The 17055-nt window shown below is 48.1% G+C and carries 17 protein-coding genes; 13 read left to right on the top strand and 4 right to left on the bottom strand.

Annotated elements, in window-relative coordinates; genetic code table 11:
• Positions 1-39 precede the first annotated feature (39 nt).
• The 4 genes from BBP27_RS00395 to ubiT all read left to right on the top strand — a co-directional run bounded on the left by BBP27_RS00395 (position 40) and on the right by ubiT (position 3364).
• Positions 40-660 (top strand): DUF2238 domain-containing protein, encoded by a 621-nt coding sequence (locus tag BBP27_RS00395; protein ID WP_188211879.1) that lies wholly within the window; start codon positions 40-42, stop codon positions 658-660.
• A gap of 335 nt (positions 661-995) precedes the next feature.
• Entirely contained in the window at positions 996-2003 is a 1008-nt protein-coding gene (gene ubiU / locus BBP27_RS00390) for a ubiquinone anaerobic biosynthesis protein UbiU (RefSeq protein ID WP_188211880.1), read from the top strand.
• 10 nt (positions 2004-2013) lie between these two features.
• Positions 2014-2931: a U32 family peptidase gene (locus tag BBP27_RS00385; protein WP_070822660.1), complete on the top strand. Its 918-nt coding sequence runs from the start codon at positions 2014-2016 to the stop codon at positions 2929-2931.
• Entirely contained in the window at positions 2918-3364 is a 447-nt protein-coding gene (ubiT, locus tag BBP27_RS00380) for a ubiquinone anaerobic biosynthesis accessory factor UbiT (protein WP_188211881.1), read from the top strand. The genes BBP27_RS00385 and ubiT overlap by 14 nt, the downstream gene beginning before the upstream one ends.
• 152 nt (positions 3365-3516) lie before the next feature.
• Here ubiT and ccoP read toward each other — a convergent pair whose 3' ends face one another.
• Genes ccoP through ccoN form a run of 4 tightly spaced genes read right to left on the bottom strand, consistent with a single transcriptional unit; the run spans position 3517 to position 7134 of the window.
• Positions 3517-4863, bottom strand: a complete 1347-nt coding sequence (gene ccoP / locus BBP27_RS00375) for a cytochrome-c oxidase, cbb3-type subunit III (RefSeq protein WP_188211882.1) — start codon at positions 4861-4863, stop codon at positions 3517-3519.
• Positions 4863-5060, bottom strand: a complete 198-nt coding sequence (locus BBP27_RS00370) for a cbb3-type cytochrome oxidase subunit 3 (protein WP_003748776.1) — start codon at positions 5058-5060, stop codon at positions 4863-4865. Before BBP27_RS00370 ends, ccoP begins: the two co-directional genes overlap by 1 nt.
• Positions 5061-5064: 4 nt before the next feature.
• Positions 5065-5676 carry a cytochrome-c oxidase, cbb3-type subunit II gene (gene ccoO / locus BBP27_RS00365; RefSeq protein ID WP_003748778.1) on the bottom strand — a complete coding sequence of 204 codons (612 nt, stop codon included), beginning with the start codon at positions 5674-5676 and terminating at the stop codon, positions 5065-5067.
• Between the two features lie 24 nt (positions 5677-5700).
• Positions 5701-7134 carry a cytochrome-c oxidase, cbb3-type subunit I gene (gene ccoN / locus BBP27_RS00360; RefSeq protein ID WP_003748780.1) on the bottom strand — a complete coding sequence of 478 codons (1434 nt, stop codon included), beginning with the start codon at positions 7132-7134 and terminating at the stop codon, positions 5701-5703.
• A gap of 332 nt (positions 7135-7466) precedes the next feature.
• Here ccoN and BBP27_RS00355 point away from each other — a divergent pair, with 332 nt between their 5' ends.
• The 9 genes from BBP27_RS00355 to BBP27_RS00310 all read left to right on the top strand — a co-directional run bounded on the left by BBP27_RS00355 (position 7467) and on the right by BBP27_RS00310 (position 16833).
• A complete protein-coding gene (locus BBP27_RS00355; RefSeq protein ID WP_188211883.1) occupies positions 7467-9218 on the top strand; it encodes a M61 family metallopeptidase in 1752 nt (583 codons plus the stop codon).
• 78 nt (positions 9219-9296) lie between these two features.
• Positions 9297-9737 (top strand): TIGR01244 family sulfur transferase, encoded by a 441-nt coding sequence (locus tag BBP27_RS00350; RefSeq protein ID WP_188211884.1) that lies wholly within the window; start codon positions 9297-9299, stop codon positions 9735-9737.
• A 422-nt stretch (positions 9738-10159) separates the two neighbouring features.
• Positions 10160-10456, top strand: coding sequence for a helix-turn-helix domain-containing protein (locus tag BBP27_RS00345; protein WP_003680870.1), 297 nt, complete (start codon positions 10160-10162; stop codon positions 10454-10456).
• 19 nt (positions 10457-10475) lie between these two features.
• A complete protein-coding gene (gene glnD, locus BBP27_RS00340) occupies positions 10476-13034 on the top strand; it encodes a [protein-PII] uridylyltransferase (RefSeq protein ID WP_188211885.1) in 2559 nt (852 codons plus the stop codon).
• A 790-nt stretch (positions 13035-13824) separates the two neighbouring features.
• Positions 13825-14292, top strand: coding sequence for a pilin (locus BBP27_RS00335; RefSeq protein ID WP_070822668.1), 468 nt, complete (start codon positions 13825-13827; stop codon positions 14290-14292).
• Positions 14293-14384: 92 nt separating this feature from the next.
• Entirely contained in the window at positions 14385-14858 is a 474-nt protein-coding gene (locus BBP27_RS00325) for a pilin (RefSeq protein ID WP_188211886.1), read from the top strand.
• A 405-nt stretch (positions 14859-15263) separates the two neighbouring features.
• Positions 15264-15746, top strand: coding sequence for an Lrp/AsnC family transcriptional regulator (locus tag BBP27_RS00320; RefSeq protein WP_003684427.1), 483 nt, complete (start codon positions 15264-15266; stop codon positions 15744-15746).
• A gap of 117 nt (positions 15747-15863) precedes the next feature.
• Positions 15864-16460, top strand: a complete 597-nt coding sequence (locus tag BBP27_RS00315; protein ID WP_070587487.1) for a DUF1415 domain-containing protein — start codon at positions 15864-15866, stop codon at positions 16458-16460.
• Between the two features lie 13 nt (positions 16461-16473).
• Complete coding sequence (locus BBP27_RS00310) at positions 16474-16833, top strand: YbaN family protein (RefSeq protein ID WP_049323898.1); 360 nt, start codon at positions 16474-16476, stop codon at positions 16831-16833.
• Positions 16834-17055 lie beyond the last annotated feature (222 nt).

The following is a 17055-nucleotide window of genomic DNA, read 5'->3' as shown; positions in this document are numbered from 1 at the left end:
TTATACAATACGCAACTCTTGTTATTACATACACACAACATGAATAAACCCTCTCCAATCTTTCCCATTTTTCTTGCTACGATTATTTTCGCCCTCATTGTTTGGTCTGGCATCAATCCTCATGATCGCGCGGTCTGGTACGCCGAAATCATCCCCGTAGCATCCGTATTCTTCCTTCTGGTTGCCACCTACCGCATTTTCCGCTTCAGCAACTTGGCCTACTTATTCATGAGTTTCTGGCTGATCATGCACTCCATCGGTGCATACTATACTTTTGCCGATGTGCCGTTTGAATCCATCAACCGCTTTGTCGAGCCGATTTTGGGCGAAAACCGCAATCATTACGACCGCATTGCCCACTACATCATCGGCTTTTATGCCTACCCGATGGCTGAATGGCTGCTGCGCCGCAAGCTGTGTAATCTGCCGCTGGCTTTGTTTTTCTCCCTGTTCTTTATCATGAGCGTGGCTGCCGCCTATGAAATCATCGAATGGCAATATGCCGTTATCGACGGCGGAGAGGCCGGACTGGAGTTCTTGGGTTCTCAAGGCGATATTTGGGACGCGCAAAAAGACATGCTTGCCGATACTTTGGGCGCGTTAACCTCGCTGTTTATTTTTGTGTTTACCCGACCCGATAAACGTTTGGTTTTCTCTTAAATACATCCCTTTAAAGCAAAAGGCCGTCTGAAACCAGATTTTCAGACGGCCTTTTTTTCATTTTTCTATCGCTATTATTGTAAAAATTAATAAATGCGATAGTTAAAAACATAAGCCGATTTTGAAACAAAATCCGTCATCAAAATTTTTAAGCACATGAAATATATAAAAAACAACGTCTGTTAAGATTTTGTAAACAATATGCCTACGTCAACCTGAATTTTTCAATTTGATTTAAATCAGCATATCTTGTGTCATTAATCCATAAAATATCCGGAATTCTACAAAATATTGATTAACCCGATAGAGGTTATCATCAAGACGAGGAACACAAAATGCAGAAAATTCCAGAATTGGTCTGCCCCGCCGGCAACCTGCCTGCACTGAAAACTGCTGTGGACAACGGTGCGGACACGGTTTACATGGGTTTGAAAGATGCGACCAATGCACGAAACTTTCCGGGACTGAATTTCGATATGAAATCGGCGCGGGAAGGCGTAGCTTACGCCCATGCGCGCGGGCGCAATGTACTGATGGCCATCAATACATTTGCACAAGCGGGTCAAGTGGAGCGTTGGCACGCCGCTGTGGATACGGCGGCGGATTTGGGTGCCGATGCGATTATTGTTGCCGACCCCGCCATCATGGCGTATGCGGAAGACAAACATCCGAATTTACGCCTGCATATGTCGGTACAAGGTTCGGCCACCAATTACGAAGCCATCAATATGATGAAGGAGCTGTTCGGCATCCGTCGTGCCGTTTTGCCGCGCGTGCTGACCATCGATCAGGTCAAACATGTGATTGACAATACTGATGTGGAAATTGAAGTCTTTGGCTTCGGCAGTTTGTGTGTGATGGTAGAAGGCCGTTGCATCTTGTCGAGCTATGCAACAGGCGAATCGCCCAATATGCAAGGTGTCTGCTCTCCGGCAAAATCCGTCCGCTGGGAACAACTGCCCGACCGCATGAACGTACGTCTAAACCAGGTATTGATAGACCAATACAAACCCAATGAACCGGCAGGTTATCCAACCTTGTGCAAAGGCCGCTTTGAAGTCAATGATGAAACCTACTATGCTTTGGAAGAACCGACCAGCCTGAATGTTTTGGAAATGTTGCCCGAACTCATCAAAATCGGTGTGTCCGCCATCAAAATCGAGGGACGCCAACGCAGTCCGATGTATACGGCTCAAGTAACCAAATCCCTGCGCCAAGCACTGGATGCAGCCGCAGCCGACCCGTCGCATTTCAAAGTCAATCCGTCCTGGAACAATGCATTGAGCAAAGTCTCGGAAGGTCATCAGACAACTTTGGGCGCATACAACCGTCCATGGAAATAAGGGGAAAAAAATGAATTCATTGAAATTGTCGCTGGGCCCTATTTTGTTTTTCTGGCAAAAAGAAGCCCTGCTGGAATTTTACGTTTCCATGCTGGATACGCCGTTGGATACGGTTTATTTGGGCGAAGTAGTCTGCTCACGCCGTCAGAAAATGCGCTTTGCCGACTGGTTCGGACTGGCTGAAGACCTGGCAGAAAGCGGTAAGGAGATTATTCTTTCTTCACAAGTCCTGCTCGAAAGCGAATCCGATCTGAAACGCCTGCGCAAAATCACGGAGCAGGGAAAGTTTAAAGTTGAAGCCAACGACATGGGTGCGGTCAAATTGGCACGCGAACACGGCATCCCGTTTGTTGCCGGTGCAAGCCTGAATATCTACAACGAAACCACTTTGGACGTATTCCGAAAATTAGGGGCATTCCGCTGGATTGCACCGTCCGAGCTGAGCCGCGATAAGGTTGCCGAAATCATCAAGGCTTCAGACGGCATTGAAACCGAACTCTTCGCTTGGGGTAAAATGCCGCTTGCCTATTCATCACGTTGCTTTACCGCCCGCCATTACAATCTGAATAAAGACAGTTGCGAGTTCCGCTGCCTCGACCACGAGCACGGTATGGCCATGAATACGCGCGAAGGCCAGCCGTTTCTCACCATCAACGGCATCCAAACCATGTCTTATGGCTGCCAAAACCTACTGCCCCACCATGAAGATTTGAATAAAATCGGCGTGAATATGCTCAGACTGTCGCCACAAATGCACGGCATGGCTGAAATTATCCAAATTCACCGCGATGTATTGGACGGAAAAGCCACATGGGAAGATGTCCGCCCCGAGTTGGAACGACTGACTACCGGAACACTGGTTGACGGCTATTGGCGCGGCCAGCCCGGTATTGAAACCGTAAAGGAGGCATATTATGGCGCTGCCTGAAATCGTATTACCCAAATGGATGGCAAAAATCGGTACCAAACTTCCCGGCAAACCTCCGCGCTTTGTTTTGGTCTCCGTATTGAATACCATGCTGAAAAAAGGTTTACTGCCTGCCGATATGGAACTTTTTGCCGGAAGGAAATTCGAAATCGAAGTTTTGGATGCCGGTATCAAAGTGCGGTTTAGTGCCGATACGGAAAAATTCCTGGACGACAACTTCAGCGGCGCTCCCGATCTGAGATTGGCCGCCAACGGTATAGACTTCATGCGCATGATGATGCGCGAGGAAGATCCCGATACCTTATTTTTTAACCGTAAATTGCAAATTGAAGGCGATACGGAACTGGGGCTAATTACCAAAAACTTACTCGACAGCGTCGAGTGGCCTTTCAGTGAATGGTTCCTGAAACGCAGTATGTCCACTTTGGATTGATTAATTTTGGTTGAACCAAGAACAAAGGCCGTCTGAATGTTTCAGACGGCCTTATATATTTTGCCTCTTTTTGATATGTTTTTTCTTATTGGTTTTATCAAATATAAAAAAGCGTACCTTGTTAGGTACGCTTTTTTCAATCCGACTCAAAATTAGAATTTTGCACCGGACTCATTTGCCATAAAGTCTACAGCCGCTTTAACTTCATCGTCACTCAAGCTGCTGTTGCCGCCTTTGGCAGGCATTGAATTAAAACCTTCAAGCGCGTGTTTGTGCAAAGTGTCTTTACCTTGCTTAATTCGAGGAGCCCAGTCGTCTTTTTTACCGACAACAGGTGCGCCCGGAATCATACCGCCATGACATGTTTTACAGTTGGCTTCAAAAACAGCTTTGCCATCTACCTTAACCGGAGCCGCTTCTGCTTTTTCAGCAGGTTTGGCTTCAGCAGCCGGAGCAGCTTTGGCATCTGAAGCAGCTTTATCGGCAGCAGGAGCCGAAGTGGCCGCCGGAGCAGAAGCATCGGCAGGTTGAGCTGCCGGAGCAGGCTCGGCTTTTTTAGCAGGAGCTTTTTTACCGTCTTTGTTGGACAAACCCCAAACATAAGCGGTCATGATGTGCAGCTTGTCTTTATCGAGGAAGTGACCCCAAGCAGGCATTTGGCTGCTGCGGCCGTTGGTAATGGTTTCGGTAATCGCTTTTTGAGTACCGCCCCACAACCATACATCGTCGGTCAGATTCGGGCCGAGGCCTTGGATACCTTGACCTTTGTCGCCGTGACAAGTGAAACAGTTGGCAGGTGGGCCGCTAAACAGGACTTTACCGCGCTCTGCACGTTCTTCGTCGTATTGCCCTTTAGGTTTAGAAAGGGACATCACATAATGTGTTACGTTTTTCACGCCTTCTTCACCCAAAGCAGGACCCCAGGCCGGCATAGAGGCAGTACGGCCTTTTTCGATGGTTTCCTGAATCTTTTCAGGTTCACCGCCCCACAACCAATCGCCGTCGGTCAAATTCGGGAAGCCTTTGGAGCCTTTGGCATCTGAGCCGTGACATTGGATACAGTAGGTATTGAAAAGGTTTTGTGCAATAGCACGGGCTTCAGGGTCTTTAGCCACTTTCTCAATCGGCATATTGGAAAATTTAGCATACACTTTACCGTATTGCTGATTGGCTTTGGCAACTTCTTCTTCATATTGACCATGGCTGCTCCAGCCCCACAAGCCTTTGTAATCGCCGATACCGGGATACATAATCAGGTAGCCGACGCCAAACAGCCATGTGCAGACATAAAGCCAAAACCACCAACGTGGCAGAGGGTTGTTGTACTCCGAAATACCGTCCCACTCATGGCCTGTGGTTTTTACTTCTTCGCCTTTTTTAGGGCGTTTCACAACGTTTTGCGAAAGCAGAAGCCAAGCCAGGCCGATGAAGCTGAGCACGACGATAACGGCAATATATATACTCCAGAAACTACTGGTAAATTGGGATGTTGTGTTCATTATTTTGCTCCGTGATCACGGACTGACTGAGCTTGATCGTCCTTTTCAGACGGCCTTTGTTCGTCATTATCGAAAATACTGCTGGCAGCATCGTCATAGTTTTTCTTATTGCGTCTATTGAACACAATATAGAGGACTAAAATGAAGCTGATAAATACCCAAACAGTAAAGAGCGAGCGAGCCCAGTTAGCGTCCATGATGTTACCTTACGTTTTTCAATGCCAAGCCCAAGCCTTGCAGGTAGGCGATAACAGCGTCCAGCTCTGATTTGTTGGCCAGCATTTCAGGTGCTTTGGCAATTTCTTCATCGCTGTAAGGTGTACCCACTTTACGCAGGGCTTTCATATGCGCCACAGTTGCCTCGGCATCGACTTTATTGCGTGCGAGCCATGGGAATGCAGGCATATTGGACTCCGGCACAACGTCGCGCGGGTTCAGCAGGTGAATGCGGTGCCATTCATCGGAATAACGGCCGCCGACACGAGCCAAATCCGGACCGGTACGTTTAGAACCCCATTGGAACGGATGGTCATAAACAGACTCACCGGCAACGGAGTAATGACCGTAACGTTCAGTTTCTGCACGGAATGGACGAATCATTTGAGAGTGGCAGTTGTAGCAGCCTTCGCGCACATAAATATCGCGACCGGCCACTTGCAGGGCGTTATATGGTTTCACGCCGGGTGCAGGTTCGGTAACCGCCTTGGTGAAGAACAGCGGAACAGCCTCGATCAGAAGGCCGACGCTGACTACAAGCAGGGTGAATACAATCAGTACACCGACTTTTTCTTCAGCTAATTGTTGTAATTTCATTTTGGTAGCCTATCTTTCTTGTCATTAGTGGTGTTGAGTTTGAGAAACCGCAGGAATCTCAGCATCAACTGCTTTACCACTGATAGCAGTACGGTAAACGTTATATGCCATGATGCACATACCGCTCAGGTACAGAAGACCGCCGGTGAAACGAATCATGTAGTAAGGCATGGTACGTTTTACGGATTCAACGAAGGAATAAGTCAGCGTACCGTCGTCATTCAAAGAACCCCACATCAGACCTTGCATTACGCCGGCAATCCACATTGCAGCGATATACAGAACCACGCCGATGGTTGCGATCCAGAAATGCGCCTCAACCAATTTGGTGCTGTACATTTCATTTTTGCCGAACAAGCGGGGAATCATATAGTAAACGGAACCGATGGTTACAAAGCCCACCCAGCCCAATGCGCCGGCGTGAACGTGTGCAACAGTCCAGTCGGTGTAGTGGCTCAGAGCGTTAACGGTTTTGATAGACATCATCGGACCTTCGAAGGTAGACATACCGTAGAAAGACAGAGAAACGATCAAGAATTTCAAAATCGGGTCGGTACGCAGTTTGTCCCATGCGCCGGACAGAGTCATGATACCGTTGATCATACCGCCCCAAGAAGGCGCAAAAAGGATCAAAGACAATACCATACCCAAAGATTGAGTCCAGTCAGGCAATGCGGTGTAGTGCAAGTGGTGAGAACCAGCCCACATATAAGTGAAAATCAAAGCCCAGAAGTGGACAACGGACAAGCGGTAAGAGTAAATCGGACGGCCTGCTTGTTTAGGTACGAAATAGTACATCATACCCAAAAAGCCGGCTGTCAGGAAAAAGCCCACCGCATTGTGGCCGTACCACCATTGAACCATCGCATCAATCGCACCTGCATAAACCGGGTAAGATTTCATCAAACCGGCAGGGATACTGATATTATTGACGATGTGCAACAGCGCAACGGCCAAGATAAAGCCGCCGTAGAACCAGTTGGCAACGTAAATATGTTTGATTTTACGTTTGGCAATCGTACCGAAGAATACGATAGCGTAGGCAACCCACACCAGCGTAATCAAAATGTCGATAGGCCATTCCAACTCGGCGTATTCTTTACCTTGGGTGTAACCCATAGGCAAGCTGATGGCCGCAGCCACGATAACGGCCTGCCAACCCCAGAAGGTAAATGCAGGCAGCCAACCGCCAAACAGACGGGTATTACATGTACGTTGAACAACGTAGTATGATGTACCGATCAAACCGCAACCGCCGAATGCAAAAATAACCGCATTAGTGTGCAGAGGACGCAGGCGGCCGAAGTGGAACCAAGGTCCGATATTGGATAAATCGAGGGCCGGAGCAAAAAGCTGGGCAGCGACGATAACGCCGACCAACATGCCCACAATACCCCAAACTACAGTCATGATGGCGAACTGGCGCACCACTTTGTAGTTATAAGTTTGTGTGTCCATGGAAGTCTCCATAAATTATGGGTATAAAAAATTTTTATCTCACCCCAACCTCTGCATTTACGAAAAGCGCAATACGGCCAAGGCTCAAATTTTTCTAAATTTAACATAGACACCACAACATGCCAAGCAAAATTACATTCCACATTGCATAAAATATTTAGCAAGACATAAATTCATTTCTTTTATAATCAATAAATTATTAAAACATACGCATTAAATCGGACAGGGTATTTTTTCAAGCCCCCTTTTTCATACAGTTTTATTGATATAGATTAAGCCCACCCCTTAAAACCCCTTATTCTTAATAAACTTTAGCAAATTAACCAATAGCTATGATTAATTACAAAATTACCCCCAACTTTCTGTCTCATGAATGGCACATCACCTTATCATTCACTCAAACCAATGATTCAGAAACAGAAATCAGCTTACCCAACTGGGTTCCCGGCAGCTACCTCATCCGTGACTTTGCCCGCCACATCACGCACATAAGCGCGCGCTGCAACGGCAAAGCCCAACCGCTGACACAAACCAGCAAAAACCATTGGCAAACCTCTGCCCTCAGTGGAGCGTGGGAAATTTACTACACTGTTTACGCATTCGACTTATCAGTTCGCGGCTCGTTCCTCAGCACCGAGCGTGGCTTTTTCGACGGCGCGTGTCTATTCTTAAAAGTCCACGGACAAGAACACCGGCCACATCAAATCAAATTTTCCACCCTGCCGCACACATGGCAGATAGCCACCACACTGCCCCAAACCTCGGCAACCACTTTTCAGACGGCCTCATACGCCGAGCTTATCGACCATCCGGTTGAAACAGGCATCATCGAATTTCTCGAATTTGAAGCACAAGGCATTCCCCACCGTATTGCATTAAGCGGCATCTATCCCGATTTTGACCGCGCCCGTTTCCTCGCCGATATTCAAAAAATCTGCGAAACCGAGTTGGCTATGTTCCCCTCCCCTGCCCCGTTTACCGAATACCTTTTCTTACTACATCTGGGCGACAACCTCTACGGCGGGCTGGAACACATCAGCAGCACCGCCCTACTCGCCGACCGCCACAGTCTGCCACCCTATAATATGGGCGAGGCCAACAAAGCCTATACCGAATTGCTCGGCCTTTTCTCCCACGAATACTTCCACGCATGGAATGTCAAATCCATCAAGCCAGCCGTATTCGCACCTTACAACCTCGACCAAGAAAACTACACCGAGCAACTTTGGGCATTTGAAGGCATTACGTCCTACTACGACGACCTCTTTCTAGCCCGAAGCAAAACCATCAGCCCCGAAGCCTACCTTACCCTGCTTGCACAAAGCATCACACGCGTCCAGCAGACACAAGGCCGTCTGAAACAAACTCTTGCCCAATCCAGTTTCAGCGCGTGGGACAAGTTCTACAAACAAGACGAAAACAGCCCCAACGCCATCGTCAGCTACTATCAAAAAGGCGCACTGGCCGCACTTTGCCTCGACCTCATCATCCGTGAAAAAAGCCAAGGCAAATACACCCTCGACAGCGTGATGCAGCAACACTATCGCGACTGGTGCAACACCCATCAAGGCATACCCGAAAAACACTGGCAAACCCGTTGCCAAGAAATAACCGGTTTAGATTTAGATACCTTCTTTCAGACGGCCTTATACAGCACCGAAGACCTTCCGCTTGCAGAATGCCTGCAAAGCGTAGGTGTCAAACTCGACTTTATCCCCCTGCCCCGCCAACACGGAGGAGCATTTGCAAGCGAACCCCAATCGGCTGCCCCAGCCAATGATTTGGGCGCACGTTTCAAACAAAACAGCGACCATGCAATCCTGACTCATGTATTCAATGGCGGCAGCGCAGAAAATGCCGGACTCTGCCCGCAAGACAAAATCATCGCCTTGGGCGGCTACGCCTGCAACGACCTTGCGGCGCAGTGGAGCAAACTGCCTATCGGCACGCGCACCACCATCCATTTCTTCCGCCAAGGCTTGTTGCGCGAGACCAGCATCACAGTCCAAGCAGCAGAAGCCAATACCGCCCTGCTGCACATTACCGATCGCCAAAAACTCGAAAACTGGTTGTACAATCATTAAATAAAACTTCAAACGGCCTGCTAATTCATAGGCCGTCTGAAATCAACATATCCATTTAATATAAAGAAAGGAAAAACTATGCCCATCCGTAAACTGACCGACTCCCTCTATATCTCTCCCCAACTGACCGAAGACGATGTCCAAGAAGCCGTACGTCTCGGTATCCAAACCGTCATCTGCAACCGCCCGGACGGCGAAGAAGAAAACCAACCGGCTTTTGCAGAAGTTCAAAACTGGTTTAAAGAGGCAGGCATCAACCAATTCTCACACCAGCCCGTTGTCGCGCCTCAAATCAACGCAGACGATGTCGCAGCCTTCCAAAATCTGTTGCAACAATCTCCAACTCCTATCCTTGCCTTCTGCCGTACCGGCACACGTTGCTCCCTACTTTGGGGTTATCATCAAGTGCAACACGGCGCATCCGTAGCCGAAGTGGTTGCCGCAGCCGAACAGGCAGGCGTTAACCTCAGCAACTTTGAAGCTCGCCTGCAAGAAGCCAAAGATAGAGGTTTGGCTTAATACCTAATTTATATAGTAACTAGTAACCCTTAAGGCCATCAGGCCGTCTGAAACCGATTATTCAGACGGCCTGATGGCCTTAGCTTATTTATAATTTATTTCCACTATCTTGGAGATATATTTTCTAAATTAAAACAGAATTGACCTGTGTCAATACCCCAATCCTATTTTCATTTATAATGCCTTCCAATGATTCAGGGCCATGCCCTAATCTTCCAGTTTCCTCGATAAGAGCCAGCTCTCTTATTAAATGATTTTTCTTTCCTCTTGATGTGTGTGTGTTTGGGTGTGGCTGAGTGCCACCCCCTTTTTTTATACCTACCCTCTTGAAGGCCGTCTGAAACTTTCAGACGGCCTTTTCTTTCCCCTAGCAAAAATAGTATAAAATCCCCTTATCGTTCAAACCACAAACCCAAAACACCATGGTCAACAAACTCACTCCCCCTCCCAGCCTGCCCGATCCGCAAGACCTCCGCGCCGTTATCGCCTACAACATGCGCCTCTACCGCGTCAACCACGGCTGGTCGCAAGAAGAACTCGCACGCCAATGCGGACTTGACCGCACCTATGTCTCCGCCGTCGAGCGCAAACGCTGGAACATCGCCCTTTCCAACATCGAAAAAATCGCATCCGCACTCAAAATCGCTCCTTACAAACTTCTCCTTCCGCCGCAAGAAATGCTCCGCCAAATGACCGAGCCTGCCGACACCCAAGCCTAATTCACAACCAGATACCATCATGACCGCCTCCCAACAAGCCATCCAAACCTACCGGCAGCAAAAAGCCGCAGCAGAAACCGCCTACCGCCAAAACAACCGCCCTACCGCTTACTTCCGCGACCATATCGCCGCTGCCGAAACCCTGCTGCAAACCCTCTGGCAAATCCACTTTCCCGACAGCGACGACATCAGTCTGATCGCCATCGGCGGCTTTGGGCGTTGCGAACTCTATCCCCATTCAGACTGGGATTTAGCGATTGTTTCCACCACACCATTTTCAGACGGCCTGCAACAGCAAACCGCCCAATTTATCCAAACCCTTTGGGACGCACGCCTCAATCCCGCCATCAAAAGCGGCAGCATAGAAGAAATCCTCCAAAGCACACAAAACGACATTACCGGCGAAACCGCCTTTCTTGAAGCACGCCATCTCCAAGGCAACGCCAACCTCACCGCCCAACTTCTAAACAAACTCAACACACGCCGCAACACAGCCGCCTTCATCGAAGCCAAACTCCTCGAAATGGAGCAACGCCACACCAAATCCCAAGGCACAGGCGCACAACTCGAACCCAACATCAAAACCTGCCCCGGCGGCCTGCGCGACATCCACACCCTGATTTGGACAGCCAAAGCACAAGGCATAGACAGCAACCCCACCGCCCTCGTTACCGCAGGCTTCCTCACCCGCACCGAAGCCGGCATGCTGGCCCACGGCTACCGCCGCCTCGCCAACATCCGCATTCACCTCCACCTTACCGCCGACCGCCCTGAAGACAGGCTGCTTTTCGACTACCAGTCCCAAGTTGCCGAAAGCTTAGGCTATACCCAACCCGACATCCGCGGTCGAAGCGAAGCCCTGATGCACACCTTCTACCGCGCCACCAAAGCCATCAAACAACTCAACGGCATCCTCATTCCGATTCTCAAAAACCATCAAACCCCCGGCCGCCTCCAGCACATCCACCCCATCGACAGCCACTACAAACGCATCGGCCACCAAATCGCCGCCAACGACCTTGCCCTGTTCGAGCAAAACCCCGAACACATCTTCACCATCATCCAAACCATGCAGGAGCAAAACATCACCACCATCGAGCCGCAAACCCTGCGCGCATGGTGGGCGGCCACACGAAAAATCAACACCCGTTTCACCCAAAATCCAGAAAACCGCCGCCGCTTCATCCAATTCTTCAAACACGGCACCGGCCTTACCCAAACCCTCCGTTTTCTCAACCTCTACGGCGTATTGGGCCGCTATCTCCCCGCATGGGAAAAAATCACCGGCCTACTCCAACACGACCTCTTCCATATTTACCCCGTAGACGACCACATCCTGACCGTCGTCCGTAATATGCGCCGTCTCGCCATCGAAACCCACAGCCACGAAATGCCCGAGGCCAGCGCCATCATGCAGGCCTATCCACGACCGCACATCCTCTACACCGCCGCCCTGCTGCACGACATCGCCAAAGGCCGTGGCGGCGATCACGCCAAAGAAGGCATCAAAGACGCCCAACAATTTGCCGCCGACCACTACTACACCGAAGAAGAAAGCCACCTCCTCGCATGGCTGGTTGAAAACCACCTACTCATGTCCACCGTTGCCCAAAAAGAAGACATCCAAGACCCGCACGTCCTCCAAGCCTTCTGCCGCCGTATTCCCACACGCGAATACCTCGACGCACTCTACCTGCTTACCATTGCCGACATCCGCGGCACCAACCCCAAACTTTGGAACACATGGCGCGCCAGTCTGCTCCAAACCCTCTACCACAGCACCGCTGCCGTTTTAAACAGCAAAAACCACGATCCCGAACGCCTCCCCAACCGACGCGAACAAGCCGCGGCCGACCAACTCACGCGCGCCGCCGTTCCCCTCAAAAACCAACAAAAACTCCGCCGCATCCTCGGCAGCGCATACTACGTCCGCCATCAAACGCGGGAAATCCTCTGGCACACCGCAAACCTCGCCTACGACACCCAAAGTCCGGCCGTCCGCAGCCGCATCCTCCCCCAAAGCAACAGCCTTCAAGTCATGGTATTCATGCCCAACGGCGACCGCCTCTTCGCACGCCTCTGCCGCATTTTCAGCAGCCACCGCTTCGATATCCAAGCCGCCCGCGCCTTCATCACCGAGCACGACTACATCCTCGACACCTTTATCCTCCAACTTCCCGACAATCTCCCACCCGAAGAATATCCCGACCGCCAAAGCGCACTTGAAGCCGAACTCAACAGCTTCATCCACGGCAATACCACCGTCCAAAAACAAAGCGGCCGCCCGCACATCAGCCGCCGCATCCGCCACATCCCCATTCCACCTACCGTAATCATCACCCCCGAAGAAGATTATCCCGGCTGGCATACCATAGACATCACCGCCGTCAACCGCCCCCATCTCCTCGCCGACATCGCCGAGACCTTCTTCGCACACAACATCAGCCTGCGCTACGCCAAAATCACCACCTTGGATCAGCGCATTGAGGACAGCTTCATCACCTACAGCCCATCCCTGCAAGACCCGCAAACCCAAAACACCCTAAAACAGGCATTGATCGAAGTCTTGACCCCATAAAGGCCGTCTGAACATCTTAAAAACATAGGGTGAGCATTTTTTGCTCACCCTAATCACACCCAAAAATATAAACATCCTGAATATACTCTTTTAAAACACTCAAGAAATCCAAAACTTTAAAATTCAAAACAGACCATTGCTCTGACATAAAACTACATTCTAAAATCATAATCCAAATGAATATAATTCTAATAACAAATTTTCATTCACCTATTACACCAAACCCTCTTTAAAAATCCTTCCTGCCAAATCTTTTCCCCATTCATATTCAAACAAAATACGCATACAAAATAAAACCCATAAAAAACAAAAAAATAAAATCACAAAATATTAAACCTACCGATTAATCCATAAAGATACCGTCTATCTAAATCAATTAACATATTATTGAATAAGCTTAATTTCTGACAAAAAACGTCACACACCCAAACTTGTCTCCCTTCCCTGTCACAAAAAACACAAAACTGACAAAAAACGTCAACCACCCAAATTCCCTAAAATCCTGAAACTTTCAAACAAAACCTCACAAAACTTAAAAATTAAAAAATAAACCCAATAAAAACAATAAACAAAAAATAAAAAATAAATTTTTTAACCAGTTTTGCACACTTGGCACACAGACTGCTTGTAACAACACATCCGATAAGGCCCAAGCCTCAAAGCAGCAAGCCCGACGGAAGCTGTATATTCCTTCTTACTTATGGTTTACTCATAATACATAGTGCCAAGCACATTACGGACTTTTTACTTAAACACAATTATTCACACTTTCAAACTGGAGTTTTAAACAATGAAAGCAATCCAAAAAGGTTTTACCCTGATCGAATTGATGATCGTCATCGCCATCTTGGGCATCTTGGCCGTAATCGCCCTGCCTGCATACCAAGACTACACTATCCGCGCTAAAATTTCAGAAGGTCTGAGCTTGGCCGAGCCAGCCAAATTGGCAGTAGCAGAAACTTCTGCTGCACTGGGCGGCTTAAAAGAAGTTAAAGGCACAGATAGCAAGGATAGCAATACTGGTTATAACCTTCCTGCTCCCACTAAGTATGTATCCAGCATTAAAATTGCTGACGGTGGCGCAATTGAAGTTACAACTAAAAATACTGGTGCCTCAACTAATCCTGTATTTACGCTGACACCTACCCAAGCCAATGCAGAATCTCCTGTTACTTGGGAATGTACTACTACTGGTGGTGAAACTAAACACGTTCCAGCTAACTGCCGAACTGCTACTCCTCCTGCTAAGAAGCCATAATTTTTACATAAACAGCACATTTCAGATAAAAGCAAATCCCATAAAGCAATTATGGGATTTGCTTTATAAAAATAAGAAAACGATACACTCAAATGAATACCCCATTTCAAGCCCAAAAAGGTTTTACCCTGATTGAGCTGATGATAGTTATCGCCATCATCGGTATTCTGGTTGTTGTCGCCATACCCACTTACCAAAACTATACCGGTAGGGCGCAAGCCTCCGAAGCACTATACCTTGCCGACGACCTGAAAACCGAAATCAGCATTACCTCAGCGGTAAATAACCGCCTGCCCAATGCAGAGGATGTCAGCAAACAAGGTGCAATCGGCATTACTGCTCAACGCATCGGCGGTACATACATCCAAAACGGTGGCGTAACTGTAGAAGCAGATACAGGCAAAATCAGTATTCCTTTCGATAAAGGCCAAAACAAAGGCAAAGTCCTGACCCTGACCCCTTATCGAATTAACAATGACTCGACTTGGTTGCTTAACTGGCAATGCGGCGGAACGCTGGATCCGATGATGATCCCCGCCATGTGTCGTGACAATTCAAACGGATAACAACCAAGCCCATACCCTACAAAAAAACACAAAAATACATTGCGAAGAAAACATCCCAAGCAAAGCCAAATACAAACGCGGAAAACGAACAAAAGCAAAAGAAACCAAACTCTCCAAAACAAGGTCATTAAGAGCCTGAATCATCACATTACGAGAATAAATGCCGTCTGAAATCCATTTTCAGACGGCCTCTTTATATTTAATCCTGATCCGACAGAAAAGTTTTAACTTGATTGGTTCAGACGGCCCTCGTCTTTTCACCACTACATAAAACAAATTCGCAACACTCCTGATAAGACAATTTGTCGCCCATCTGAACTCAATATATAATTTAACCATACAAGTCTTTATTTTTAAGCATTTTTCATTTTTAAAACATACATTGCCTACATTGGGAGAAACATCATGCCTCATCTGAATTTAGATAAAACGGATTTAAAGATTCTGCAGGTTTTGCAAGAAAACGGGCGGTTGAGCAATGTTGAACTTTCTGAAAAGGTGGCACTCTCCCCTTCTCCCTGCCTGCGCCGTCTCAAGCAGCTTGAAGATGCGGGCATTATTCAAAAATACGCCGCCCAGCTTTCCCCTGTTTCTTTGGGCTTGGGCTTGCAGGCTTTTATCCGTGTATCGATTAGCAAGGCAAAAGATGCGCGCGAGGATTTTTCCGAATCTGTCCGCGCTTGGCCGGAAGTATTGAGCTGCTTTGCTTTAACGGGTGAAACCGACTATCTGCTCCATGCCTTTTTTACCGATATGAACGCGTTTTCCCATTTTGTTTTAGACACGCTGCTTTCTCACCACGGCGTGCAAGATGCGCAATCGAGTTTTGTGTTGAAAGAAATTAAAAACACGACCGCTCTGCCTTTGGTTCATTTGGTTCAGGATTAGTGATTTGAAACTGATAAAGGCCGTCTGTTGTTCAGACGGCCTTTTAAATTTCTATGGTTTGCGTTCACATCCATACACTTGTATACTTTTTAAGAATAATTCACATAAGCTTTTACCATGACTGACACCGCCCATCTCGACGCCCATACTGTTGCAGAACATACCAAACAATGGCTGGAAAAAGCCGTTATCGGCCTAAATCTCTGCCCGTTTGCCAAAGCGCCGCACGTTAAAAATCTGGTTCGCATCGTTGTCAGCGAAGCCCGTCATTTGGACGGTTTCCTTGAAGACTTGGATCGTGAATTGCAGCTTCTGGGCAATACGCCTGCTTCGGAATTGGAAACCACTTTACTGGTTCATCCGACGCTGTTCCCTGATTTTGAAACCTTCAACCAAATGTTGGAAATCGCCGATGATGCCGTTGTAGAAAACGAATTGGAAGGTATTGTCCAAATTGCGCCGTTCCATCCTGATTTTCAATTTGAAGGCACAGAAGCCGACGACATCAGCAACTACACCAACCGCTCGCCCTACCCGACTTTACACCTGATTCGTGAAGACAGCATTGCCAAAGCGGCTGAAGCGTTTCCCGATGCCTCGGCAATTTTTGACCGCAATATTGCGTTGCTGGAAAAAATGGGGCATGAGGGCTGGGATAAGTTGGACATTCCGCGTTGTCCATTTCCGCATCACAAGCCGTCTGAAAACAACTAATTGGTGATGGAAGATGGTTCGTCATCTATTGATTTTTTGCGGCGCATTGTCGCTTGTCTTGGGTATTATCGGTATTTTCCTGCCATTTCTGCCGACTACGCCTTTCATTTTATTGACCGCTACTTGTTGGGCACAGGCTTCGCCGCGCTTTCACAATTGGCTCTATCATCACCGCTATTTCGGCCCCATCATACAAAATTGGGAAAACAACGGTGCCGTGCCGCGCAAGGCAAAGTTTTTCGCTATCGGCATGATGACCTTTTCCTGCCTGTTGATGTTTTGGCGGTTTCCGGAACGCTGGTGGATCGGTGTCATATCGTCAATCTGTTGCAGCTGCGTGGCCGTGTGGATGTGGCTGCGGCCGGAGGCATAAATAAAACAGGTAGGCATTTTTGCTCACCTGTTTTTGTTTTTATACCCGATTTATCCGTCAAAACAATCAGTAACACCTAAAACACCCTATTCAACCCTCATTTTTCAGACGGCCTCTATTTATTCAATCAAATGTAAATTTTAGCTAAAATTAATCTAAATTGTTTTTCTGATAGGATTATTATTAATAATTCAAACCCCTGTTTCAAAACCACTTTTCTAC

This window comes from Neisseria sp. RH3002v2g, assembly GCF_014596425.2.
In the GTDB taxonomy this organism is placed as follows: Bacteria; Pseudomonadota; Gammaproteobacteria; order Burkholderiales; family Neisseriaceae; genus Neisseria.
Note: the sequence above shows the minus strand (reverse complement) of the source record. Positions and strands in the feature narration are given on the sequence as shown.

What these genes read in the sequence shown, in the direction of transcription:
- BBP27_RS00315 (WP_070587487.1), top strand. Translation starts at nt 15,864, where the DNA reads ATGACTGACACCGCCCATCTCGACGCCCATACTGTTGCAGAACATACC.
- ubiU (WP_188211880.1), top strand. Translation starts at nt 996, where the DNA reads ATGCAGAAAATTCCAGAATTGGTCTGCCCCGCCGGCAACCTGCCTGCA.
- BBP27_RS00350 (WP_188211884.1), top strand. Translation starts at nt 9,297, where the DNA reads ATGCCCATCCGTAAACTGACCGACTCCCTCTATATCTCTCCCCAACTG.
- ccoO (WP_003748778.1), bottom strand. Translation starts at nt 5,676, where the DNA reads ATGAAATTACAACAATTAGCTGAAGAAAAAGTCGGTGTACTGATTGTA.
- BBP27_RS00370 (WP_003748776.1), bottom strand. Translation starts at nt 5,060, where the DNA reads ATGGACGCTAACTGGGCTCGCTCGCTCTTTACTGTTTGGGTATTTATC.
- BBP27_RS00385 (WP_070822660.1), top strand. Translation starts at nt 2,014, where the DNA reads ATGAATTCATTGAAATTGTCGCTGGGCCCTATTTTGTTTTTCTGGCAA.
- BBP27_RS00355 (WP_188211883.1), top strand. Translation starts at nt 7,467, where the DNA reads ATGATTAATTACAAAATTACCCCCAACTTTCTGTCTCATGAATGGCAC.
- glnD (WP_188211885.1), top strand. Translation starts at nt 10,476, where the DNA reads ATGACCGCCTCCCAACAAGCCATCCAAACCTACCGGCAGCAAAAAGCC.
- BBP27_RS00320 (WP_003684427.1), top strand. Translation starts at nt 15,264, where the DNA reads ATGCCTCATCTGAATTTAGATAAAACGGATTTAAAGATTCTGCAGGTT.
- BBP27_RS00345 (WP_003680870.1), top strand. Translation starts at nt 10,160, where the DNA reads ATGGTCAACAAACTCACTCCCCCTCCCAGCCTGCCCGATCCGCAAGAC.
- BBP27_RS00310 (WP_049323898.1), top strand. Translation starts at nt 16,474, where the DNA reads ATGGTTCGTCATCTATTGATTTTTTGCGGCGCATTGTCGCTTGTCTTG.
- BBP27_RS00335 (WP_070822668.1), top strand. Translation starts at nt 13,825, where the DNA reads ATGAAAGCAATCCAAAAAGGTTTTACCCTGATCGAATTGATGATCGTC.
- ccoP (WP_188211882.1), bottom strand. Translation starts at nt 4,863, where the DNA reads ATGAACACAACATCCCAATTTACCAGTAGTTTCTGGAGTATATATATT.
- BBP27_RS00325 (WP_188211886.1), top strand. Translation starts at nt 14,385, where the DNA reads ATGAATACCCCATTTCAAGCCCAAAAAGGTTTTACCCTGATTGAGCTG.
- ccoN (WP_003748780.1), bottom strand. Translation starts at nt 7,134, where the DNA reads ATGGACACACAAACTTATAACTACAAAGTGGTGCGCCAGTTCGCCATC.
- BBP27_RS00395 (WP_188211879.1), top strand. Translation starts at nt 40, where the DNA reads ATGAATAAACCCTCTCCAATCTTTCCCATTTTTCTTGCTACGATTATT.
- ubiT (WP_188211881.1), top strand. Translation starts at nt 2,918, where the DNA reads ATGGCGCTGCCTGAAATCGTATTACCCAAATGGATGGCAAAAATCGGT.